This is a genomic window from Fluviirhizobium alvei, from assembly GCF_030551875.1.
Lineage (GTDB): Bacteria > Pseudomonadota > Alphaproteobacteria > Rhizobiales > Rhizobiaceae > Rhizobium_E > Rhizobium_E alvei.
In genome coordinates, this window is the sequence record NZ_JAUOZU010000006.1 from 506,595 (window position 1) to 528,873 (window position 22,279).

Here is a 22,279-nt window from a genome sequence, read left to right on the forward strand (position 1 = left end):
GTTTCGACCGGAACCACCCGCATTGGTTGGCGGGACTGGACGACAAGGAGCAGATCATGTCCGATATTTCCCTTACATTTCCCGATGGTTCCGTGCGCGCGTTTGCCGCTGGCACGACCGGCAAGGATGTTGCTGAATCCATTTCCAAGTCGCTGGCCAAGAAGGCCATCGCGATTGCCATCGACGGAACGGTCATGGATCTCGCTGATCCGATCCGCGATGGTGCGATCGAGATCGTCACGCGCACCGATCCACGGGCGCTCGAACTCATTCGCCATGACGCAGCCCACGTGATGGCCGAAGCCGTCCAGGAACTGTGGCCCGGCACCCAGGTGACTATCGGCCCGGTGATCGAGAACGGCTTCTACTACGATTTCAAGCGCATCCATCCCGATACGCGTGAAGACTGGCCCTTTACGCCGGAAGATCTGCCCGTCATCGAAAAGAAGATGAAGGAAATCGTCACCCGCAACAAGCCTTTCACCAAGGAAGTCTGGTCGCGCGACAAGGCCAAGGATGTCTTTGCCGACAAGGGTGAGGCCTACAAGGTCGAGCTGGTCGATGCCATTCCGGCCGATCAGGACGTGAAGATCTATTTCCAGGGTGACTGGTTCGATCTTTGCCGCGGTCCGCACATGGCCACGACCGGCCAGATCGGCACAGCCTTCAAGCTGATGAAGGTTGCCGGCGCCTATTGGCGCGGCGATTCCACGCGCCCGATGCTGACCCGCATCTATGGCACGGCCTGGGCGGAACAATCCGAGCTCGATGCTTACCTCAACAAGCTGGCGGAAGCGGAAAAGCGCGACCACCGCAAGCTGGGGCGTGAGATGGACCTGTTCCATTTCCAGGAAGAGGGGCCGGGCGTCGTGTTCTGGCATGGCAAGGGCTGGAAGATGTTCCAGAACCTCACGGCCTATATGCGCCGCCGCCTGGCTGTCGACTATAGCGAAGTGAACGCACCGCAGGTGCTCGACACCGCGCTGTGGGAGACGTCCGGTCACTGGGGCTGGTACCAGGAAAACATGTTCGCCGTCAAAAGCGCCTATGCCCTGACCCATCCCGAGGACAAGGAAGCTGATAACCGCGTCTTCGCGCTCAAGCCGATGAACTGCCCGGGCCATATTCAGATCTTCAAGCACGGCTTGAAGTCTTACCGCGATCTACCGATAAGATATGCGGAATTTGGTCTTGTCCATCGCTACGAACCCTCAGGCGCGCTGCATGGATTGATGCGCGTTCGCGGCTTCACGCAGGATGATGCGCACATCTTCTGCACCGAAGAGCAGATGGCGGCCGAATGCCTGAAGATCAATGATCTCATCCTGTCGGTCTATGAGGATTTCGGCTTTGACGAGATCGTCGTCAAGCTTTCGACTCGTCCGGAAAAGCGTGTCGGTTCCGATGAACTGTGGGACCGTGCTGAAAGCATCATGATGGAGGTTCTCAAGACCATCGAGGCGCAATCGGGCGGTCGCATCAAGACCGGGATTCTGCCGGGCGAGGGTGCCTTCTACGGTCCGAAGTTCGAATATACGCTCAAGGATGCGATCGGCCGCGAATGGCAGTGCGGCACCACGCAGGTGGATTTCAACCTGCCGGAGCGGTTCGGCGCCTTCTATATCGACCAGAACTCCGAAAAGACCCAGCCGGTGATGATCCATCGCGCCATCTGCGGTTCGATGGAACGGTTCCTTGGCATTCTGATCGAGAACTTTGCCGGCCATATGCCGCTCTGGTTCGCACCGTTGCAGGTGGTCGTCGCCACCATCACCTCGGAAGCCGACAGCTATGGCGAGGAAGTGGCAGAACGTCTGCGCCATGCGGGCCTCATGGTTGAGACCGACTTCCGCAACGAGAAGATCAACTACAAGATCCGCGAGCATTCGCTCAGCAAGGTCCCGGTGATCATCGTTTGCGGCAAGCGCGAAGCCGAAGAGAAGACGGTCAATATCCGCCGACTCGGTTCGACCGACCAGGTGCCGATGACACTCGATGAGGCCGTTGCCTGGCTCGGCGCGGAGGCGACACCGCCGGATCTCAAACGGCAAAAGTCGCGTTGAAGCCCAAAATGCTCAGAAAACTGTTGGCAGCCGCGTTGATTGTGACGCGGCTGTCTTCAAATTGTAACAGAGTTTTCATATCGGCTTCGTAATCTGGCTCGAAGAGGGTGCCGCAGGTGAAGTTCAAGGAACTGTCCTACGCGAATGAAAATGATCCGCTCCTGAAGCGGATGGTGATCCGTACGGTCGAAAATCTCTCCGGTCGCGACAAATATGTCGCCGTTTATCAGACATGGCGCAGCGATGTGGTCGGCAAGACGGACCGTATTTTCTCGCGCATGCTTGAACTCATCGATATCGATCTGTCGATCAAGGGCAACTGGCCGCCGAAGGAGCTTCCCGAAGGACCGATCGTGATGGTCGCCAACCACCCTTACGGCATCGCCGATGGTATCGCAGTTCTTGCGATGGCCGAACAACTCGGCCGTCCGTTCAAGGTCCTGATCAACGACCAGCTCCTGAAGGTGCCGGAGATGCGGCCCTATTCGCTGCCTATTTCCTTCGAGGAAACGAAGGAAGCGCTGGCCATCAACATGGCGACGCGCAACGAGGCGCTCAGACTGCTGAAGGAAGGCGTGACGATCGTCGTCTTTCCGGCCGGTGGCGTGGCCACTGCGCCGAAAGGGTTCGGTCCGGCAGAAGATCTTCCGTGGAAGATGTTTCCGGCCAAGCTCATCCAGTCGGCCAAGGCCAATGTTCTGCCGATCTATTTCGAGGGCCAGAACGGTCGGCTCTTCCATCTTGTCAGCCGCTTTTCGCTGACGCTGCGCCTGTCGCTGCTGATCCGCGAATTCTGCCGCCTGTCGGGCAAGACAATCTTCTCGAATATCGGTTCGATTGTTCCTTGGGATGAAATCGCCAAGATTTCCGATCGCAAGGCGATCCTGCAGCATCTCTATGAAGCCGTGTTTGCATTGGGTCAGCCTGTCAAACCGCAGGCAGGCTAACGAAAAGGTCGCCTATTCGGCGGCCATGCGGCTGCTCCGCGCCTGGGCAGATTCGTCTGACAGCAGCAGTTCGACATCCTGGTTGTGGCCCGAGGTCACCGCGAACTCCCGCTGGTAGATACGGTCCTTGTGGCGGGCCACTGCAACATATTTGCCTTCCGCAAGCACGACGACGGGGAAGGCGCTTACGCTTTCGCTCACGGCGTCGCCGGATCCCGAGAGGATCGACCAAGCGGTATCCGCAATCGCTTCGCCGCCTTCCTGGGACACGAGCTTGAGGGTGATCTGGGCCGCCTTGTGCTGAATGGTTGCCTTCAGGAGTTTGCCGGCAGCAACCTGGATATCCGAGCGGATGGTCGCATTGACGTCTCCGTAGTTCGAAACGACATGATAGGTACCGGCATTCAGCCGCACCACCTGACCCGGTTTGACATCGGACATGATGAGACCGCGTTCGCCGTCCTCCTGCACATCCGACGAATAGATGTTGAATGTCAGCTCATCCGGCGGGATGCGCATGTCGTTGCCGGAGACGGCATTGAGAACGACGCCGCCGGCATCGAGTACAAAGCTCTCGTTTCTGGCTTCGCCATCGGCGGGTATGTTGATCTTCTTGGTTACGCCCGCGCGTCCGAAGGCCACATGCACGAAATATTCGCCAGGCGCCAATTCAAAGTCCGATGACCCGCCTTCCGAGGAGGCAAGCAGCGGCAGCTTGCCGTCCGATCCGGCAATCGGCTTGAAAATCCGCCAGCTCAGCCCGTAGAGCATCGGCTGACTTTTCTCGGTCAGTCGGGCCTCGAAATGCACTTTTTTCTGATTGAGGGCTGGTGCCATAGGATCAGCCACGGAGGGCGAAAAACCAAGTATGCGAGGGTCTTCCGCCGGAAGGCGGCCCTTGTTCTGGCCATTCGCGTCAATAGCGCTCGCGGCAGTCGGTGCCGCCAGCATCAGGCCGAAAATCACGAAGGCAGAGAGGCTTCTCGAAAACACCAACAAATCCCGATCGCATTCGGCGGGAGGCTTGACACCTCGCCGCATGGACGCCACTTGTCCCGCATGCTTTGGGCAAATTCAAGACCGAAATGATGGCAGGATGGAAATCGACATGACTGAGAACATTACTCTGATCGACTATCTCAAGACCCGGCGGTCGACGCCAGCCTTCCAGATGCGTGAGCCGGGTCCGTCGCGCGACGAAATCGAATCGATCCTGAGGTTGGCCGTTCGCGTTCCCGATCACGGCAAGATCGCACCCTGGCGCTTCATCGTCTATTCCGGCGACGTGCGCGAGCGCATCTCCATGCAGCTGTCCGCGATCGCCAAGGCGAACAAGCCCGAACTCTCCGAGGAAATGATCAAGGTCGAGGAAACGCGCTTCACCCGCGCGCCGCTCGTGATTGCCGTTGTGTCGACGGCAGCACCGCATGCGAAGATTCCCGAATGGGAGCAGGTCATGTCGGCAGGCGCCGTCTGCCTCAACCTTCTGATGGCGGCCAACGCCCACGGCTATGTCTCCAACTGGTTGACGGAATGGATGGCCTTCGATAGCCGCGCCTTCCCTATTCTGGGTGTTCGCGAGGGCGAAAAGGTCGCCGGCTTCATCCATATCGGCTCGACCGATTTCCCCAATGTCGAGCGTCCGCGGCCAGAACTTGCCGATGTTGTGACCTGGAAAGACTGAGACGGGAGCGGGCGGGATGTTCTACGCTGCCGAAACGCGCGATCACGGCCTGCCGCACGATCCGTTCAAGGCCATCGTGGCACCGCGCCCGATCGGCTGGATCGGCAGCAAGGGGCGCGACGGGAGTTTCAATCTCTCGCCCTATTCCTTCTTCACCGTCGTCAGCGACCGGCCGAAAATCATCATGTTCTCGTCGTCCGGTCGCAAGGACAGCCTCCAGAATGCCGAGGAGACCGGCGTCTTCACCGCAAGCCTGGTCAGTGCGCCGCTGATCAAGCAGATGAATGCTTCATCGGTCGCAGTGCCTTACGGAACCGACGAATTCGCGATTGCCGGTCTGACCCCGGTCATCGGCAGAATGGTGGATGCGCCTTACGTCGGCGAGGCATTTGCTGCCCTCGAATGCCGGGTCACCGAGATTCGGCAGCCTCTTGATGTGAATGGCCAGCCATCCGGTGCCTGGATGGTGTTCGGCCAGGTCGTCGGCATCCATATCGATGAGCAGATCATCCGTGATGGCCGGATCGACATCGCGGTCGCAGCCCCGGTAACGAGGCTGGGCTATATGGACTACGCGACGACCACGGAGACCTACGAACTGTTCCGTCCGAAGGCGCCATAAACGGCCATTTGACACGGTTAACAAGCCGCCAACGAACATGGTGAACCAATCTTAAACCTTTTGCCGCTACTCCTGAGATCATCAGAGGGTTCCGGTAGCAGGGTAGGCGTCACGTGATCATTCAGGCTTTTATTCGCTGGGCTGAAACCGCAAAGGCAGGCGACCGGGCAAAAGCGGCGAATGCTCTGGGGCGGGCCTGGTTGCAGTCGGAAATGGAACCCCACGAGCGCGATGCCGCCCTGATGGCCATGACATGGCTTCTGGATGATCCGTCTCCAAAAGTGCGCCTGGCTCTTGCCGAGGCGATTGCCGATTCGCCGGAAATGCCGCGCAATCTCGTGCTGCCGCTGGCTTCCGATCAGCATGAAATCGCAGCCCAGATCATCATCCGTTCGCCGGTGCTGACCGATGCCGATCTCGTCGATCTCGTCGCCGGTAGCGATCAGGTCATCCGGATGCTGGTCGCATCCCGCCCGAACCTCTCTGTGGCTGTTGCCGCTGCGATCGCGGAAATTGGCGAGCCGGTTGAAGTGGCCGTTCTGCTCGACAATGACAGCGCAAGCATCAGTCGCTCGACGCTGCGTCGCATCGCCGCCCGTTTCTCCGATGTGGCGGACATTCGTGTGCGTCTCGACGAACGGTGCGAACTGCCTGCCGACTCGCGGCACATGATCGCCCTCGGCCTATCCGAAGCTCTCACCGCAAGCCCGCTGGTTCGCGGTGTGATGGACAGCCGGCGAATTGAGCGGGTGCGCCAGGAGGCCGGCGAGATTGCAACGATTGCCGTCGCTGAGGAAATCAGCACGGGCGACCTGCCATCCTTCGTCGAACATCTGCGCGGGCAGGGCCGATTGACACCGGCATTTCTGATGCAGGCTCTGTGCGGCGGCAACATGGATTTCTTCGTTGCGGCGATCGTCAGCCTCTCCGGCGTCAGTGAGAGACGCGTGCTGTCGATCCTGTCCGATGGTCGCTTCCATGCGATTCGCGCACTCATAGAGGCCGCAGGCCTGCAGCGCCAGATTTCCGAAGTGTTTGTCGAAGCTGTCCTGTCCTGGCGCAGTCTCCGCAAGGCCGGTGCCAGCGACACCCGTAGCCTGGCTCAAAGGATCATGGATCGGTTCCGCAAATCGAATGTAGGCGAGGCCGCGCACGGCGAGTTGCTGGAAATTGTCGAACGATTCGAGATTGCACAGAAGCGGATGACAGCGCGCGCCTTCGCCTCTTTCATGGCTGTAAGCGCAGCCTGACGGTTTCAGAACGAAACCTTGCGGGACACCCAGTTGTAGGTGCCGGTGACGACCCGTACGGGCGCATGGATGATCGTCGACAGTTCCTTTTTCGAAGGAACCACGGTCTTGACCAGTGCTACGGCCTTGCCTGTAAGACCCGGATCTTTCGCCTCCTCCGGGGGCTCGGGAACCTTGCCAGCCTTCTGTTCGGCTGCGGTGATGTTTTCGGCATCCTGTTCGGCATCCTCATATCCCGGATCGTCGGCACTCTGGCAGACGGCGACGACCATCGGGTAGGAAATGTTCTGATAGGCCTTCAGTTCACGCTCGGACGCCTTGTCGCATTGCGAGATCGTCTGCCATTCATGGGCAACGGTTGCGACAGGCAGGCAATTGGCGCCGCCATCGTCGCAACCCAGTATATTCATGACGATGACTATAGCCTTCATGGCGATCATCCTTTCTGGATGGCTCGGACCGCGTGTCAGTTCCTGTCATCGGAACCTGGTTTCAGGCTTCGCCGTAAATCATGGTCATTTCATGAAATGAATTTCAGGGCCTCGCGGATTTTCTCCGCATTCTGCGACAGGTGGCCACCATCCATAGGCTTGCCGGCATGCGGCTTCAACTCGACACCTTCATAGACCGGAATCACATGGAAATGCAGATGGAACACGGTCTGGCCGGCACCGGGCTCGTTGAACTGCACGACGCGAATGCCATCGGCATGGAAGGCGCGCTTGACTGCCTTGGCGATCTTCTGCACCGCCGGCATCAGCCACATGAAGGTCGTCGGGTCTGCATCGAGCAGGTTGCGTGACGGCGCCTTGGGAATGACCAGCGTATGGCCTTCCGATTGCGGCATCAGATCCATGAAGGCCATCGAATGCTCGTCCTCATAGACCATGTGGCAAGGCAGTTCGCCACGCAGGATGCGCGAGAAGATGTTGTTGGTATCGTAGGGCGGGATGCCGGGCATGGTGTGAGTCTCCCTTGATGCGTTTCTGGTTCGAGATTGCGTCTAAAACCATGGCGTATCAAGTGCAAGGGCGCGGAATTGCCCCAGTGGCTACCCTTAGCTCAGCTTTCGTCCGGCATCGGTCCGCCCTTGCGGAACGGACTATGCTCGTGGAGATACTCGCCGATCGCGGCCACTTCCCGACGCTCATGTTCGAGATAGTCATCGACGGCGCGGCGCAAGCCGGGATGGGCAATGTAGTGCGCCGAATGGGTGGTGACCGGTAGATAGCCGCGCGCCAGCTTGTGCTCGCCCTGTGCGCCGGCCTCGACCGTCTTCAGGCCACGCGCGATCGCAAAATCGATCGCCTGGTGATAGCAGACCTCGAAATGCAGGTAGGGATGATCCTCGAGCGCTCCCCAATGGCGGCCATAGAGCGTATCGGATCCGATGAAATTGATGGCGCCAGCAATGTAGCGTCCCTCGCGCCGGGCCATGACGAGCAGGATGTCGTCGGCCATCCGCTCCCCGATCAAGGAATAGAAGCGGCGCGTCAGGTAGGGCCGGCCCCATTTGCGGCTTCCCGTATCCATGTAGAAGGCGAAGAACTGGTCCCAGATTTCCTCGGTCAGATCCTTGCCGGTCAGCCAGTCGATCTCGATGCCGTTGGCAAGCGCCTCACGCCGTTCCTTGCGCAGTGCCTTGCGCTTGCGGGAAGCCAGCGTCTCTAGAAAATCGTCGTGGCTGGAATAGCCCTGATTGACGAAATGGAATTGCTGGTCGGTTCGGTGCAGGAACCCCTCCTGCTCAAGCAGGGACCATTCGTCATCCTGTAGGAAGGTTATGTGGCAGGAGGACAGACCGAGACGGTCGGTTTCCTTTTTCAACGCTTGGATCAACCGTAGTCGGTTCCGGTCTGCCGTGTCATCGACGGTCAACAAGCGAGGGCCGGTCGCCGGGGTGAAGGGCACCGAACATTGCAGCTTCGGATAATAGCGCCCACCGGCGCGTTCGAAAGCCTGCGCCCAACCGTGGTCGAAGACATATTCGCCCTGGCTGTGGCTCTTGAGATAGCCTGCCACGGCCCCCTGAAGCTCACCCTCGTCGGTTTCGAGCAGAAGATGGTGACCCTGCCAGCCGGTGCGCGCTACGGCAGAACCGCTCTCTTCAAGGCTCGACAGGAACGCATGCGACAGGAAGGGATTATAGGCACCGCAATCCCGGCTCGCGCCGGTCAGCCGGCGCCAGGCCTTTTCATCGATCTCGCCGAAGGAAGAGGCGAAGCGGATCTTCAAACCGCGGTTCCTTCCGCACGGGGATCAAAGCCTTCGAAGGTGATCTGGTCGGCATGCGCGTAGGAATGGTCCGCCTGCGCCTTGTTGCGCACGGTCCAGGTGATCACCGGAACGGACGCTTTGCGCTGTTCCTCGATGAAACCATTCGGCAGGTGCATGACGCAATAGGAGATGAAATCCAGACCATAGGCCATCGCTGCACGATGCGCGTCGAAATCCACCGGACGAACGCCTTCTGCCGTCAGACCGATCGGGTAGGGGCTTTCGAGTTCGGCGAGGTCCTTGAGGAGATGGTGATCGAAGCTCATCAGGGCGACTTCACCGTCATAGCCTTCGAGAATCTCGAGAACCGACGCGGCAAATCCCTCATCGTCGCCTTCGCGGCCTTTGAGTTCGATCACCAGAGGAACCTTGCCCTTGACGAGATCGAGAAGCGCCTTCAGCGTCGGCACCTTGTCAGCGGTGCCGCCGATCGACATCAGCGACAGTTCGCCGGACGACTTTTCCCGGACATCGCCCTTGATCTTCAGGAGCCGTTCCATGTCATCGTCATGGAAGACGACTGGAACGGCATCGGCAACATATTGCAGATCGCATTCGATGGCGTAACCGGCATCGACCGCGCGCTTGAAGGCGCTGAGCGTGTTTTCCCAGACAGCATTGTTCCCGTCATGCAGGCCGCGATGGGCGACCGGAAGACGTTTGACGAAAGCGGCATCACGCATCAGGCGACTTCCATAATCACGTCGATCTCGACGGCTGCATTGAGCGGCAGGCTGGCCACGCCGACCGCAACGCGGGCATGCTTGCCCTTTTCGCCGAGGATTTCGACCAGCAGGTTCGAAGCGCCGTTGGCGACCAGATGCTGTTCCACAAAATCGGGCGTCGAGGCGACCATGCAGGTGATCCGCACGACACGGCTTATGCGACCGAGATCGCCGCCGAGCGCAGCATTGGCCTGAGCGAGGATATTGACGGCGCAGAGTTCGGTAGCGCGCTGACCCTCGGTGAGGGTCACATCCTTGCCAAGCAATCCCTTGACGGCGAGCGCACCGTTTTCCAGCGGCAACTGCCCCGAGATAAACAGCAGGTTGCCTGTCTGCATAAAGGGAACATAGTTGGCGGCGGGTGCGGCGGCGTTCGGAAGCGTGATGCCCTTGGCCGCGAGCCGGGCCTGGATTTCCGCGGTCATGGAATAGCCTTTCTGGTATGGTCTGCAGACTTGCACGGGTCGCGGAAATTCGCGACAATGCGAATTACTTAATCGCTTTCGCGCCCGGCGCAACAGGAGAATTCGATGAATCTTCGTGTGAAAATTCTGGTGGCCTCGACGGCTCTCGGAGTGGCTGCAGGGGCGCTGCCGGCAACGGCTCAGGGTGTCTCCGGCCTCGTGCCGCACCGGGCTGTCTACAATCTCGAACTCAAGGATGCCAACGAGCGAGCCGGGATTACGGCGATGTTCGGCCGCATGGTCTACGAGTTCACCGGTTCCGAATGCGAGGGCTATCGGGTCAATTTCCGATTCGTCACGCAGGTAGATACGGGGGGCGAGAAACGAACGACAGACCAGCAGAGCACCACCTTCGAAGATCTGCGCAACAGTCGCTTCGAATTTTCCAGCAAGTCCTACACCGACGAGCGGCTGGACAAATCGGTCAGCGGCTTTGCCGAGAATATCGGCGGAAAGACCAAGGTCGAACTGATGGAGCCGGATGACAGGGCTCTCGATCTCGAGGCTGGCCGTTTCCCGACCCAACATATGCTGGAAGTGATCGAGCGGGCGCGCAAGGGCGAACATTTCTTCGAAACCCGCATTTTCGACGGCTCCGAAAATGGCGACAAGGCACTGTTTACGTCCACCTTCGTCGGCTCACCCATCGGTGTCCTTCCCGGTGATCCCGATGCGGAAAATGCAGGAACGCTGAAGAGCGAAAAGACCTGGCCGGTGACGATCGCCTATTTTGATGAAAACAAGACGTCAGACGCACTTCCGACCTATCGGATGTCGTTCAAGCTCTATCCCAACGGCGTCTCGCGCGATTTGACGATGGATTACGGAGATTTCGTTCTCAAGGGCAATCTCGTGAAGCTCGACATGCTTCCCGCGGAGGCGTGCGCGAAACAATAGGGCACCGACGCGCCTTCTTTGCCGCTTTCTCTTGCCATAAACGCCAAATTCTCTGCCTGGCGCTTGCATTGCAGTGCCAATCAGTATATGCGGCCTCCCATTCCACACGTGAAGTCTGGTGCCTGTCGGGGAGAAATCCGGCTGGTTCCGCCCGGTGGTGAGGGAAACCTTGCTTCAAGCTTCACGGAGGTTCAACCGGAAAAGGAGTAACAAGGCATGGCATTGCCCGATTTTTCCATGCGCCAGCTGCTTGAAGCAGGCGTTCATTTTGGCCACCAGACTCATCGCTGGAACCCGAAGATGAAGAATTACATCTTCGGTGACCGTGGTGGCATCCACATCATCGATCTCGCCCAGTCCGTGCCGATGCTGCATCAGGCACTCAAAGTGATCTCCGACACCGTTGCCGGTGGCGGTCGCGTGCTGTTCGTTGGCACCAAGCGCCAGGCCTCTGACCTGATCGCTGATTCCGCCAAGCGTTCGGCCCAGTATTATGTCAATTCCCGCTGGCTCGGCGGCATGATGACCAACTGGAAGACCATCTCGAACTCGATCCAGCGCCTGCGTAAGGTCGACGAGATCCTCGGCTCGAACGCTTCGGGCTACTCCAAAAAGGAACGCCTGAACCTTGAGCGCGAGCGCGAAAAGCTCGAAAAGGCTCTCGGCGGTATCCGTAACATGGGCGGCACGCCGGATCTGATGGTTGTCATCGACACCAACAAGGAAAAGATCGCCATCGATGAAGCCAAGCGTCTGGGCATCCCGGTCGTCGCCATCATCGACTCGAACTGCGATCCGGACCTGATCGACTATCCGATCCCGGGCAACGACGACGCTTCGCGCGCCATCGCTCTTTATTGCGACCTGTTCGCACGCGCTGCCATCGATGGTATCTCGCGTCAGCAGGGTGCTTCGGGCGTTGACCTCGGCGCTTCGGCTGAGCCGATTGCCGAGCCGGCTCTTTCGGAAGAAGCCTGATCGTGCTTTCGGGGGCAGGGCGCTGCCCGGCCCCCCATTGGTTTCGAAAGCCGCGTTGCATGGGCGATGCGGTTTTTTTACATCGGCGGGCCTGCCGGTCTTCAACAGGATCGTCACACCGCTGTCACGCGTTTGAATAAACTCCGTTCGAACTCCATCGGACAATCTTTCGCAAGATCTGTCCAGCGGACATGAAGAGGTTCCCAAATGACCACAATTACGGCTGAAATGGTGAAGACCCTGCGCGAAAAAAGCGGCGCAGGCATGATGGATTGCAAGAAGGCTCTGTCGGAAACCAACGGCGACATCGAAGCTGCAATCGACTGGCTGCGCGCCAAGGGCATCGCCAAGGCTGACAAGAAGTCGGGCCGCACGGCTGCCGAAGGCCTGATCGGCATCGCATCCATGGGCCACAAGGCCGTGGTCGTCGAAATCAATTCCGAAACCGACTTCGTTGCCCGCAACGATGCCTTCCAGGACCTCGTCCGTGGCGTTGCTCAGGTCGCTCTTTCGACCGACGGTTCGGTTGATGCCATCAGCGCCGCTGCCTATCCCGCAACCGGCAAGTCCGTTTCTGACTCGATCAAGGACGCGATCGCAACGATCGGCGAAAACATGACGCTGCGTCGCGCAGCCATGCTTGAAGTCGAGCACGGCGTCGTGGCCACCTATGTTCACAACGCTGCTGGCGATGGAATCGGCAAGCTCGGCGTTCTGGTTGCCCTCAAGTCGGTCGGCGACAAGGCCGTCCTGACCTCGATCGGCCGCCAGGTTGCCATGCATATTGCTGCAACGAACCCGCTCGCCGTCCGCGCCGAGGAAGTCGATCCGGCAGTGGCCGAGCGCGAACGCGCCGTCTTCATCGAACAGTCGCGCGCTTCCGGCAAGCCGGACAACATCATCGAAAAGATGGTGGATGGTCGCATGCGCAAGTTCTTCGAAGAAGTCGCGCTCCTGTCGCAGTCCTTCGTCATCAATCCGGACCTGACCGTTGCCGCTGCCATCAAGGAAGCGGAAAAGGAAGCCGGTGCAGCGATTGAAGTTGTCGGCATGGCCCGCCTCCTGCTCGGCGAAGGTGTCGAGAAGGAAGAGACCGACTTTGCCGCTGAAGTGGCTGCCGTCGCCAAGAAGTAAAACCGGTTAACCTAAGCCGGGATAATCGAGGGCACCGCGTGACATCGCGGTGCCCTTCGTGTATCCGCCTGTGAACATATTCGATTCCGAGACGATAAAGCCGATGTCGCAGCCATGCGATGCTTCCGCTCGCCGGAATGCGAAACGCCCGTCCCGGGCGTCCATTCGGGATGCAATGAGCCGGAAGCCGATGCTTCCCGACAGCCAACGGAGATACCATGACCTCGAAAGCCATTTATAAGCGCGTTCTTCTGAAAGCGTCGGGCGAGGCGCTGATGGGCAGCCAAGGTTTCGGCATCGACGTTGCCGTGGCCGATCGTATAGCCAATGACATTGCCGAAGCCAGGGCGCTTGGTGTCGAAGTTGGGGTGGTCGTCGGTGGCGGCAACATCTTCCGCGGTGTTGCCGTGGCATCCAAGGGCGGCGATCGCGTGACCGGCGACCATATGGGCATGCTCGCAACCGTCATCAACGCGCTGGCGCTCGCCACTTCACTGCGCAAGCTGAACATCGACACGGTGGTTCTGTCGGCCATCGCGATGCCGGAAATCTGCGAAAGCTTCTCGCAGCGCGCCACGCTCTATCATCTGTCGCTCGGCCGCGTGGTCATTTTCGCCGGCGGCACCGGCAATCCCTTCTTCACCACCGACTCGGCAGCAGCCCTGCGCGCCGCCGAAATGGGCGCGGAAGCGATCTTCAAGGGCACCCAGGTCGACGGTATCTATTCCGCAGACCCGAAAAAGGTGCCCGATGCGACGCGTTTCGATAGCCTCACCCATTCCGAAGTGCTTGAAAAAGGCCTGGCCGTGATGGATGTTGCGGCCGTTGCGCTGGCGCGTGAAAACCATATTCCGATCATCGTCTTTTCGATCCATGAAGAAGGCGAATTCACGAAGATTCTGACGGGCGGTGGTCGCCGGACCATCGTCAAGGACAATTGAAAGGTCTGGACGGTTCCCATTCGGGAATAGACCACGGGCAAACAGGAGTTGGCTATGAGTTCTATCGATCTCAATGAACTGAAGCGGCGCATGGATGGCGCCATCAACGCTTTCAAGCACGATATCGCCTCGCTCAGGACCGGCCGCGCTTCGGCCAACATTCTCGATCCGGTGCATGTCGAAGCCTATGGTTCGCGCGTTCCTCTGAACCAGGTGGCCAACATCACCGTTCCCGAACCGCGCATGCTGGGCGTCAATATCTGGGATCGTTCCATGGTCCAGGCGGTCGATCGCGCCATTCGCGAATCGAATCTCGGTCTCAATCCGATTGTCGAAGGCCAGAACCTTCGTATTCCGCTGCCGGAGCTCAACGAAGAACGCCGCAAGTCGCTGGTCAAGGTCGCGCATGAATATGCCGAAAAGGCGAAGATCGCGGCGCGAAATGTTCGTCGTGACGGCATGGACGCCCTGAAAAAGGCGGAGAAGGATGGCGATATGGGGCAGGATGAAAGCCGCAGCACATCCGAAAAGGTGCAGAAGATGACCGACGATACGATTGTCGAAATCGATCGCTTGCTTCAGGACAAAGAAAAAGAAATCATGCAGGTTTAGTGCGGAGTGGGAATCGGCTCCTTGGGCGGACTTGGTGAAATGGACGTGACGAGACGGGTGCCGGAGCATGTTGCCATCATTATGGATGGCAACGGCCGCTGGGCCAAGATGCGTGGCTATCCGCGGACGATGGGACATCGCAAGGGTGTCGAGGCCGTCCGCGAGGCCGTGCGCGTTGCCGGGGATCTCGGTATTTCCTATCTGACGCTTTTCGCCTTCTCCTCGGAAAACTGGACGCGTCCGGAAACCGAGGTCAACGACCTGATGGGCCTTCTCAAGGCGTTCATCCGCCGCGATCTGGCGGAACTGCATCGCGAAAATGTACGCATCCGCATCATCGGAGCCCGCGACAACATGCCGGGCGATGTGCTGCCGCTTCTTCTCGAGGCGGAAGAAACGACCAAGGACAATTCCGGCCTAACGCTGGTGATCGCCTTCAATTATGGTTCCCGTGACGAAATCGCCCGCGCTGCACGCAAGCTGGCAGCACGGGTTGCCGCCGGCGAACTTTCGGTCGAGGCGATCACGCCGGTCGCATTTGCCCGCGAACTCGATACGTTCGGCATTCCGGATCCGGATCTCATTATCCGGACATCGGGTGAGGAGCGCCTGTCCAACTTCCTGCTCTGGCAGGCAGCCTATGCCGAACTGCTGTTCATTCCCGATTTCTGGCCAGACTTCAGCCGCGAAACCTTCATGGCAGCGCTTGAGAGCTTCGCCCGGCGCGAACGGCGTTTCGGTGGCGTCGATCCTGTCGCTGCGGCGGTGTCGCGATGAGCACCGAACTGAGACTGCGGATCATCTCCGCAATCGTCCTGGCGATCATCGTTCTGGGTGCCACCTGGATCGGCGGCCTGACCTTCAGTCTCCTGTCTGCCGCCATCGGTCTGCTCGTCTATTATGAATGGTCGACAATAACCGGCATTGCCCGATCGGATCGATTCGGTCTCGTTTTCGGCTGGATCAGCATGGCGCTTGTCGCCTACGAGACTGTCTTTCATACGAGCGAACGGGCTCTTCTTCTTCTCCTCGGATTTACGCTTGCGGCAGCGGTCCTGTCCGCCTTTCGCAAGACGGGCTTCTGGCTGCCGGGCGGCATTTTCTATTCGGGTCTTTCGGCTGTTTCTCTTGCGGCGCTCAGAACCGGAGACAATGGTCTAATCACCATCCTGTTCCTGTTTGCTGTTGTCTGGGGATCGGACATTCTGGCCTATTTCGTCGGCCGTGCAGTGGGTGGACCCAAGCTTGCGCCGAAAATCTCGCCCGGCAAGACCTGGTCCGGTGCCATTGGCGGAACGATTGCCGGCGTGCTTGCCGGTTGCCTTCTGATATGGGTTTCAGGCCAGCCGGTGTCGCCATGGTTGCCGCTCATTGCCGCTATCCTGTCGATTGCCGGCCAGATTGGTGATCTCTTTGAATCCTGGATCAAGCGGCGGTTCGGCGTCAAGGATTCCAGCCATCTCATTCCCGGTCACGGCGGTGTCATGGACCGAGTGGACGCCCTTGTTTTCGCCTGTTTTCTGGCGTTTTTGGGTGGTCTGATCATTGCAGCCCTGTCCGGGCAGCTCTTTGCGACGACCGGCGGCCTGTAAACCGTCTGGTGCCGCCTACAGGTTTGAAAGGTTTTCGAGATGGATATGCAGTCGATAACGGCAAGCCCGATGGCGCTCCTGATCCCAGCCTTCCTTTTCGTTATCCTGCTCATCGTATTCGTTCACGAAATGGGCCACTATCTGGTGGGGCGCTGGAGCGGTATCCGGATCATGACATTTTCGTTCGGGTTTGGTCCCGAACTTGCGGGCTTCATCGACAAGCATGGCACGCGCTGGAAGCTTTCGGCGATTCCCCTGGGCGGTTATGTCCGCTTTTACGGCGATGCCGATGCGGCCAGCACGCCCGATTTCGATGCGCTTGCAGCTCTGCCGGAAAGCGAGCGCCAAAAAACCTTCCTCGGCGCCAAGCTGTGGAAGCGCGCGGCAACGGTTGCAGCCGGTCCGATTGCCAATTTCATTCTGGCGATCGTCATCCTGTCCGGCATCTTCATGGCCTACGGAAAGAGCGTAACCGATCCGGTCGTCTCGGAAGTTCGGGCTGGCAGTGCCGCCGAAACGGCGGGAATCAAGCCGGGTGATGTGCTTCTGACGATCGATGGCAGCAAGGTCGAGACATTCGATGATGTGCGCCGCTATGTCAGTGTACGGCCGGGGATCGCCATGCAGATCGGAGTGCGCCGTGGCGGCGAGGAACTGACCCTGCCCATCACGCCGCTTCTGACGGAGATCACCGACCGTTTCGGCAACAAGATGGAAATGGGAATCATCGGAATCCTGACCGACAAATCGGCGGGAAACATGCGGATCGTGCACCTGTCGCCAATGGCAGCAGTGGGCGAGGCGGTGCGTGAAACCGGCAATATTGTGACCGGAACATTCGATTATATCGCCAACCTGATTTCCGGTCGCATGAAGGCCGATCAGCTCGGCGGACCGATCAAAGTGGCACAAACCTCGGGTCAGATTGCCACGCTTGGTTTCGTTGCCTTGCTGCATCTTGCCGCAGTCCTGTCGGTTTCCATCGGACTTCTTAATCTGATGCCGATTCCGGTACTTGATGGCGGCCATCTAATGTTTTATGCGGTCGAGGCATTGAGGGGAAAACCAGTGGGAGAGGCAGCCCAAGGCATTGCCTATCGTATTGGAATGGCGTTAGTCCTGTCGCTGATGATCTTTGCGACGTGGAACGACATTACGTCCCTGATCGGATGATATTCGACAGGTAGGGTCGGCGGGAAACAAAGTGTTTACTATGTTTTCATGTGGCAGTGGCGAATGAGCCACGCTCGGAAACGAAGTAAACAGAATTTAACCGTCTCCCTTGCTTGTAGGGAAAAAGCGGGTAAAACGGCAATGACGGCTCCCTGCGGAGTCAAAGTGCCAATAGCCGTGTAACGGAAAAGGTAAGACGTTAAAATGAATGGTAGTTCGAGATTTCTGAGCGCGGTTTCTGCATTCGCGATTTCCGCCAGTGTTTTGACGGCTGCCGGTACGATGGTGCTCGTTTCGCCGGTCTCCGCTGAGGCCGCTGTCGTCCGCCGGATCGATGTCCGCGGTGCCGAGCGGGTTGGTGCTGACACCGTACGGGCAGCGCTTACGATCGCTCCGGGCAAAGACTTCTCCAATGCCGATATCGATGCGTCGATCAAGCGTCTTTATGCGACCGGCTTCTTCTCGGATGTTCGTATCGGCGTGTCCGGTGGGACTCTGGTCGTCACGGTCAATGAAAACCAGCTGATCAACCAGGTGGTATTCAACGGCAATCGCAAGCTCAAGGATGACAAGCTCGCGACGCTCGTGCGTACCCGTCCGTTGGGTGCCTACAGCGAAACGATGATCGAATCCGACATCCAGGCGATTCGCGAAGCCTACAATGCGATCGGTCGTTCCGATGTGCAGATCACGACGCAGACCGTTCCGGTGGGTGATGGTCGCGTCAACCTTGCCTTCGTGATCAACGAAGGCGACCGCACGAAGATCGACAATATCGAATTCTCCGGCAACAATGCCTATAGCGACGGTCGTCTGCGCGCCGTGATCATCACGAAGCGTTCGAACTTCCTGTCGTTCCTGACCCGTAAGGACATCTACAGCGAAGACAAGCTGCGGGCCGATGAAGAGGCGCTGCGCCAGTTCTACTACAATCACGGCTATGCCGATTTCCGCGTCCTGTCGTCGAATGCGACGCTCGACCCGAACACGAACGAGTATCACATCACCTTTGAAGTCGATGAAGGTGAGCGTTATGAATTCGGTCCGGTGAATGTCGAGAGCACGGTTGATGGCGTTGACGCCGAAGAGTTGAAGCGTCTGGTCGATAGCCGTCAGGGCAAGACCTATCGTGCCCGTGACGTGCAGGATTCGATCTCTGCGATTTCGGAACGTGTCGCTGCTGCCGGCTATCCGTTTGCTCGCGTAACGCCGCGCGGCAACCGCGACATGAGCGGCAAGACCATCAGCGTTGATTACTTGGTGGATCAGGGTGAGCGCGCCTATGTCGAGCGCATTGAGGTGCGTGGCAACATGTCGACGCGCGATTACGTGATCCGTCGCGAGTTTGACCTTGCGGAAGGCGATGCCTTCAACCAGGAAAAGATTGCCCAGGCCAAGCGTCGTCTTGAGCGTCTCGGCTATTTTGCTTCTGTCAACATTTCCACGCAGCCGGGCAGCGCCGCTGACCGAGTCGTGATCATTGTTGATGTTGTTGACCAGTCGACCGGTAACTTCGGTATCGGTGGTGGTTATGCGACCGGTGGCGAGGGCTTCATCGTCGAGGCTTCGGTTGAGGAAAAGAACTTCCTCGGTCGCGGTCAGTATATCAAGGTTTCCGCGAGCGGCGGTGCCGTGACCCGCAATTACTCGATCGCCTTCACCGAGCCCTATTTCCTGGGCTATCGTCTGGCGGCCGGTTTCGACCTGTTCAAGTCTGAAAACAGCGTTTACGACAACTATACCTATGCGGATCAGGGCTTCTCGCTCCGCGTTACGGCGCCGATCACGAACAACCTGACCACGACCTTCCGTTATAACTATAAGGAAGTCGATTATACTTCGGATTCGGCATGGCGCCTGTCGCAACCGTATCAGGACATCGTGAAGGGCAGCCCGTGGCTGATTTCGTCTGTATCGCAGTCGATCAATTATAACTCACTCGATACAATGGTGCTTCCGCATGAGGGCATCAACGCGTCGGTCACGCATGAATTCGCCGGTTTGGGCGGTGACTCCGATTTCTACAAGCTGTCGGGCAAGGCGCGCTATTACCAGACGCTGTCGGACGAGATGGATCTTGTCGCATCGTTGGGCGGTTCGGCTGGTCATATGTTCTCGACCAATGGCGGGAATCTGAATGTATTCGACCAGTTCTCGCTCGACTCTGACGATATCCGCGGTTTTGCCAATAAGGGTATCGGTCCCCGCATGACGAAGAACGGCGATCCGCTGGGTGGTACGACCTACTTCACCGCAACAGCCGATGTCTCGTTCCCGCTGCCGGGTATCCCGCAGGATTCCGGTTTCCGCGGTGGTTTCTTCCTCGATGCCGGTACGCTTTATGGCAACGATGTTAAGGTGACCCGCGGTGTGGTGCAGGGCGAAGACATGCAGTGGCGCGTTTCTGCAGGTGCAAGCCTTATCTGGGCTTCGCCGTTCGGTCCGCTCCGCGTCGACTATGCCATCCCGCTCGTCAAGCAGGACTTCGATGTGGTCCAGCGCCTGAAGTTCGGCATCTCGACCGCCTTCTGATCTAACGACCGGAGCGATGCCTTGGGCGTCGCTCCGCGAAGGTGCATGATGACACATTCCGAATTTTTCCCACCCCATGAAGGGGTGCGGCTGGAAGATTTTGCTGCCAAGCTCGGCTTGCAATTACTGAATCCTGAAGCAGTGGATCTCTTGGTTTGCGATGTCGCTCCGGTCTATCGGGCCAAGGAAGGCGATGTGTGCTACATGCTTTCCCGCAAGACGGCTTCGGAACTCGAGACCTGCAAGGCGACAGCCATAATCTGTGATGCCGCGCTTGCCGATCTGGTGCCCGCTGGAATCCAAGTCCTGGTCAGCAAGACGCCGCATATTGCCTTTGCCAAGGCGGGCGCGATCTTTCATCCCGAGGCCATGGTTGCCTTTCGGAACACAACGACCAGCGGCGTTCATCCGTCTGCCTATGTGGCGCCATCCGCCCATCTTGAAGAAAATGTCACGATCGAACCGCTTGCGGTGATTGGCGATGGCGCGTCGATCGGCGCCGGGACGACGATCGGCGCCGGCAGTGTGATCGGCCAGAATGTCAAGATCGGGCGTGACTGTTCCATTGCGGCGGGGGTGACGATCATCTGCGCCTATCTGGGCAACGGCGTCATCATTCACAATGGTGCGCGGATCGGCCAGGATGGCTTTGGCTATGCGCCCGGTCCGCGCGGTATGGACAAGATCGTGCAGATCGGTCGTGTGATCATTCAGGACAATGTCGAGATCGGCGCCAACACGACGATTGATCGCGGTACCATGGATGACACGGTGATCGGTGAGGGCACCAAGATCGACAATCAGGTTCAGATCGCCCACAATGTTCGCGTCGGCCGCCATACGGCGATTGTGTCGCAGGTCGGCATCGCCGGAAGCACGAAGATCGGTGATGGTGTTCAGATCGGTGGCGGAACCGGGGTCAATGGCCACATTACCGTCGGTGACGGTGTGCAGATTGCCGCCATGAGCGGTGTGATTGCCAGCGTCCCGCGCGGCGAGAAATATGGTGGCATTCCGGCCAGACCCATCAAGGATTTCCTGAGGGACATGGCCGAATTGATGATGAAATCGGAAGGGCGCAAGAAGAAGGGGAAGAAGGCCGATGGCTGAGGGTGAAAAGACCAGTCTGGACTCCGTTGATATTCTCGAGATCATGCGGCTTCTGCCGCATCGCTATCCATTCCTTCTCGTGGACAAGATCATCGAAATCGATGGCGACAATTCGGCTATTGGAATCAAGAATGTCACCATTAATGAGCCGCATTTTACCGGTCATTTCCCGGAAAAGCCGATCATGCCGGGCGTCTTGCTCATCGAGGCGATGGCGCAGACGGCTGGCGCGATTTGCGCACGTTTCATGGGCGGCGAGGAAAAGCTCGTCTATTTCATGACGATCGACAACGCCCGCTTCCGTAAGCCGGTGGTACCGGGAGATCGGGTCGAATTCCATGTGACCAAGCAGAAGCAGCGCGGCTCGATCTGGAAGTTCCACTGCGATGCCCTCGTCGATGGTCAGCTCGTCGCGGAAGCTGATGTCGGCGCCATGATGACTGCCAAGGACAAGTAATGAGCACAATAGCCGCCAGCGCCATCATCCATCCCATGTCCATCGTCGAAGATGGCGCTGTGATCGGGGAGAATGTCCGTATCGGTCCATTCTGCACAGTCGGGGCGAAGGTCGTCCTTGGAGACGATGTCGAACTGATCAGCCATGTTGTGGTCACCGGACGCACATCCATCGGCGGCAAGACAAAGATCTTTCCGTCGACCGTCATTGGCGCCGACCCTCAGAGCGTGCATCACGCAGGTGAGGAAACGACGCTAACGGTTGGAAAGAACAACACAATTCGTGAAGGCGTCACCATGAACACCGGTACTGCCGGTGGCGGTGGCAAGACGGTGGTCGGCGACAACAACCTGTTTCTGGCCTATTCGCACGTGGCGCATGATTGCCAGCTCGGCAATGGCATCATCCTGTCGAACAATGTTCTTCTCGCTGGCCATGTCATCGTTCACGACCGCGCGATCATCGGCGGCGGTTCTGCCGTGCACCAGTTCAGCCGCATTGGCCGCCACGCCTTCGTGGGTGGCATGACGGGTGTGCCGAACGATGTCATTCCCTACGGGATGGTCCATGGCAATCCGGGCTTCCTTGATGGTTTGAATGTGGTGGGCATGACGCGTGCGGGCATCGAGCGCGCCACCATTCATCGCGTCCGCAAGGCCTACAAGGAAATTTTCGAGGGCGAAGGGTCGGTTCGCGCCAATGCGGCACGTATCCGTGACGAGTATCTCGATTGTCCGGAAGTGGTTGAAATTCTCGATTTCATTGCTGCAGATGCCGAACGTGCGCTCTGCTCGCCCAACCGAACCCGGAAGGGTTGAGCC

At 58.6% G+C, this 22,279-nt stretch carries 24 protein-coding genes; 17 read left to right on the forward strand and 7 right to left on the reverse strand.

Going from position 1 to position 22,279, the window contains the following annotated elements; translation table 11 throughout:
- Positions 1 to 56 precede the first annotated feature (56 nt).
- On the forward strand, positions 57 to 2,063 hold the full coding sequence (gene thrS / locus Q4481_RS08825) for a threonine--tRNA ligase (RefSeq protein WP_304375972.1): 2,007 nt from the start codon (positions 57 to 59) through the stop codon (positions 2,061 to 2,063).
- On the opposite strand, the gene Q4481_RS08830 is transcribed toward thrS, so the two are convergent.
- Complete coding sequence (locus Q4481_RS08830; protein WP_304375973.1) at positions 2,041 to 2,190, reverse strand: hypothetical protein; 150 nt, start codon at positions 2,188 to 2,190, stop codon at positions 2,041 to 2,043. The two genes, thrS and Q4481_RS08830, sit on opposite strands and share 23 nt — an antisense overlap.
- Here Q4481_RS08830 and Q4481_RS08835 point away from each other — a divergent pair.
- Entirely contained in the window at positions 2,180 to 3,010 is an 831-nt protein-coding gene (locus Q4481_RS08835) for a lysophospholipid acyltransferase family protein (protein ID WP_304375974.1), read from the forward strand. The genes Q4481_RS08830 and Q4481_RS08835 overlap by 11 nt on opposite strands.
- A 12-nt stretch (positions 3,011 to 3,022) precedes the next feature.
- On the opposite strand, the gene Q4481_RS08840 is transcribed toward Q4481_RS08835, so the two are convergent.
- A complete protein-coding gene (locus Q4481_RS08840) occupies positions 3,023 to 3,961 on the reverse strand; it encodes an RgsD C-terminal domain-containing protein (protein WP_377353600.1) in 939 nt (312 codons plus the stop codon).
- Positions 3,962 to 4,118: 157 nt separating this feature from the next.
- Here Q4481_RS08840 and Q4481_RS08845 point away from each other — a divergent pair, with 157 nt between their 5' ends.
- From Q4481_RS08845 to Q4481_RS08855, 3 genes are all read left to right on the forward strand, one after another.
- Positions 4,119 to 4,694, forward strand: a complete 576-nt coding sequence (locus tag Q4481_RS08845; RefSeq protein WP_304375976.1) for a nitroreductase family protein — start codon at positions 4,119 to 4,121, stop codon at positions 4,692 to 4,694.
- A gap of 16 nt (positions 4,695 to 4,710) precedes the next feature.
- Positions 4,711 to 5,316, forward strand: coding sequence for a flavin reductase family protein (locus tag Q4481_RS08850; protein ID WP_304375977.1), 606 nt, complete (start codon positions 4,711 to 4,713; stop codon positions 5,314 to 5,316).
- Positions 5,317 to 5,429: 113 nt separating this feature from the next.
- Positions 5,430 to 6,566 carry a DUF2336 domain-containing protein gene (locus Q4481_RS08855; RefSeq protein ID WP_304375978.1) on the forward strand — a complete coding sequence of 379 codons (1,137 nt, stop codon included), beginning with the start codon at positions 5,430 to 5,432 and terminating at the stop codon, positions 6,564 to 6,566.
- 5 nt (positions 6,567 to 6,571) lie between these two features.
- On the opposite strand, the gene Q4481_RS08860 is transcribed toward Q4481_RS08855, so the two are convergent.
- From Q4481_RS08860 to Q4481_RS08880, 5 genes are all read right to left on the reverse strand, one after another.
- Positions 6,572 to 6,997, reverse strand: a complete 426-nt coding sequence (locus Q4481_RS08860) for a hypothetical protein (RefSeq protein ID WP_304375979.1) — start codon at positions 6,995 to 6,997, stop codon at positions 6,572 to 6,574.
- 89 nt (positions 6,998 to 7,086) lie between these two features.
- A complete protein-coding gene (locus tag Q4481_RS08865; protein ID WP_304375980.1) occupies positions 7,087 to 7,527 on the reverse strand; it encodes an HIT family protein in 441 nt (146 codons plus the stop codon).
- Between the two features lie 101 nt (positions 7,528 to 7,628).
- Positions 7,629 to 8,801, reverse strand: a complete 1,173-nt coding sequence (locus Q4481_RS08870; protein ID WP_304375981.1) for a GNAT family N-acetyltransferase — start codon at positions 8,799 to 8,801, stop codon at positions 7,629 to 7,631.
- Positions 8,798 to 9,526, reverse strand: a complete 729-nt coding sequence (locus Q4481_RS08875; RefSeq protein WP_304375982.1) for a glycerophosphodiester phosphodiesterase family protein — start codon at positions 9,524 to 9,526, stop codon at positions 8,798 to 8,800. Before Q4481_RS08875 ends, Q4481_RS08870 begins: the two co-directional genes overlap by 4 nt.
- Positions 9,526 to 9,993: a RidA family protein gene (locus Q4481_RS08880; RefSeq protein WP_304375983.1), complete on the reverse strand. Its 468-nt coding sequence runs from the start codon at positions 9,991 to 9,993 to the stop codon at positions 9,526 to 9,528. The genes Q4481_RS08875 and Q4481_RS08880 overlap by 1 nt, the downstream gene beginning before the upstream one ends.
- A 105-nt stretch (positions 9,994 to 10,098) precedes the next feature.
- On the opposite strand from Q4481_RS08880, the gene Q4481_RS08885 reads away from it, so the two are divergent.
- The 12 genes from Q4481_RS08885 (at position 10,099) to lpxA (ending at position 22,276) form a co-directional block, all read left to right on the forward strand.
- The gene (locus Q4481_RS08885) at positions 10,099 to 10,929 is read left to right on the forward strand and encodes a cell envelope integrity EipB family protein (protein ID WP_304375984.1); all 831 of its coding nucleotides are present in this window, start codon (positions 10,099 to 10,101) and stop codon (positions 10,927 to 10,929) included.
- Between the two features lie 216 nt (positions 10,930 to 11,145).
- Entirely contained in the window at positions 11,146 to 11,907 is a 762-nt protein-coding gene (rpsB, locus tag Q4481_RS08890; protein WP_304375985.1) for a 30S ribosomal protein S2, read from the forward strand.
- Positions 11,908 to 12,114: 207 nt separating this feature from the next.
- Positions 12,115 to 13,041, forward strand: coding sequence for a translation elongation factor Ts (gene tsf, locus Q4481_RS08895; RefSeq protein ID WP_304375986.1), 927 nt, complete (start codon positions 12,115 to 12,117; stop codon positions 13,039 to 13,041).
- Positions 13,042 to 13,259: 218 nt separating this feature from the next.
- The gene (gene pyrH / locus Q4481_RS08900; protein WP_304375987.1) at positions 13,260 to 13,982 is read left to right on the forward strand and encodes a UMP kinase; all 723 of its coding nucleotides are present in this window, start codon (positions 13,260 to 13,262) and stop codon (positions 13,980 to 13,982) included.
- Between the two features lie 54 nt (positions 13,983 to 14,036).
- Entirely contained in the window at positions 14,037 to 14,594 is a 558-nt protein-coding gene (gene frr / locus Q4481_RS08905) for a ribosome recycling factor (protein ID WP_304375988.1), read from the forward strand.
- 39 nt (positions 14,595 to 14,633) lie between these two features.
- Entirely contained in the window at positions 14,634 to 15,371 is a 738-nt protein-coding gene (locus tag Q4481_RS08910) for an isoprenyl transferase (RefSeq protein WP_304375989.1), read from the forward strand.
- Positions 15,368 to 16,186, forward strand: coding sequence for a phosphatidate cytidylyltransferase (locus tag Q4481_RS08915; RefSeq protein ID WP_304375990.1), 819 nt, complete (start codon positions 15,368 to 15,370; stop codon positions 16,184 to 16,186). Before Q4481_RS08910 ends, Q4481_RS08915 begins: the two co-directional genes overlap by 4 nt.
- A 45-nt stretch (positions 16,187 to 16,231) precedes the next feature.
- Positions 16,232 to 17,359, forward strand: coding sequence for an RIP metalloprotease RseP (gene rseP / locus Q4481_RS08920; RefSeq protein WP_304375991.1), 1,128 nt, complete (start codon positions 16,232 to 16,234; stop codon positions 17,357 to 17,359).
- Positions 17,360 to 17,563: 204 nt separating this feature from the next.
- Positions 17,564 to 19,891, forward strand: coding sequence for an outer membrane protein assembly factor BamA (bamA, locus tag Q4481_RS08925; RefSeq protein WP_304375992.1), 2,328 nt, complete (start codon positions 17,564 to 17,566; stop codon positions 19,889 to 19,891).
- A gap of 48 nt (positions 19,892 to 19,939) precedes the next feature.
- Positions 19,940 to 21,001 (forward strand): UDP-3-O-(3-hydroxymyristoyl)glucosamine N-acyltransferase, encoded by a 1,062-nt coding sequence (gene lpxD / locus Q4481_RS08930; protein ID WP_304376085.1) that lies wholly within the window; start codon positions 19,940 to 19,942, stop codon positions 20,999 to 21,001.
- Positions 20,994 to 21,458 carry a 3-hydroxyacyl-ACP dehydratase FabZ gene (gene fabZ, locus Q4481_RS08935; protein ID WP_304375993.1) on the forward strand — a complete coding sequence of 155 codons (465 nt, stop codon included), beginning with the start codon at positions 20,994 to 20,996 and terminating at the stop codon, positions 21,456 to 21,458. Before lpxD ends, fabZ begins: the two co-directional genes overlap by 8 nt.
- The gene (gene lpxA, locus Q4481_RS08940) at positions 21,458 to 22,276 is read left to right on the forward strand and encodes an acyl-ACP--UDP-N-acetylglucosamine O-acyltransferase (RefSeq protein WP_304375994.1); all 819 of its coding nucleotides are present in this window, start codon (positions 21,458 to 21,460) and stop codon (positions 22,274 to 22,276) included. Before fabZ ends, lpxA begins: the two co-directional genes overlap by 1 nt.
- Positions 22,277 to 22,279 lie beyond the last annotated feature (3 nt).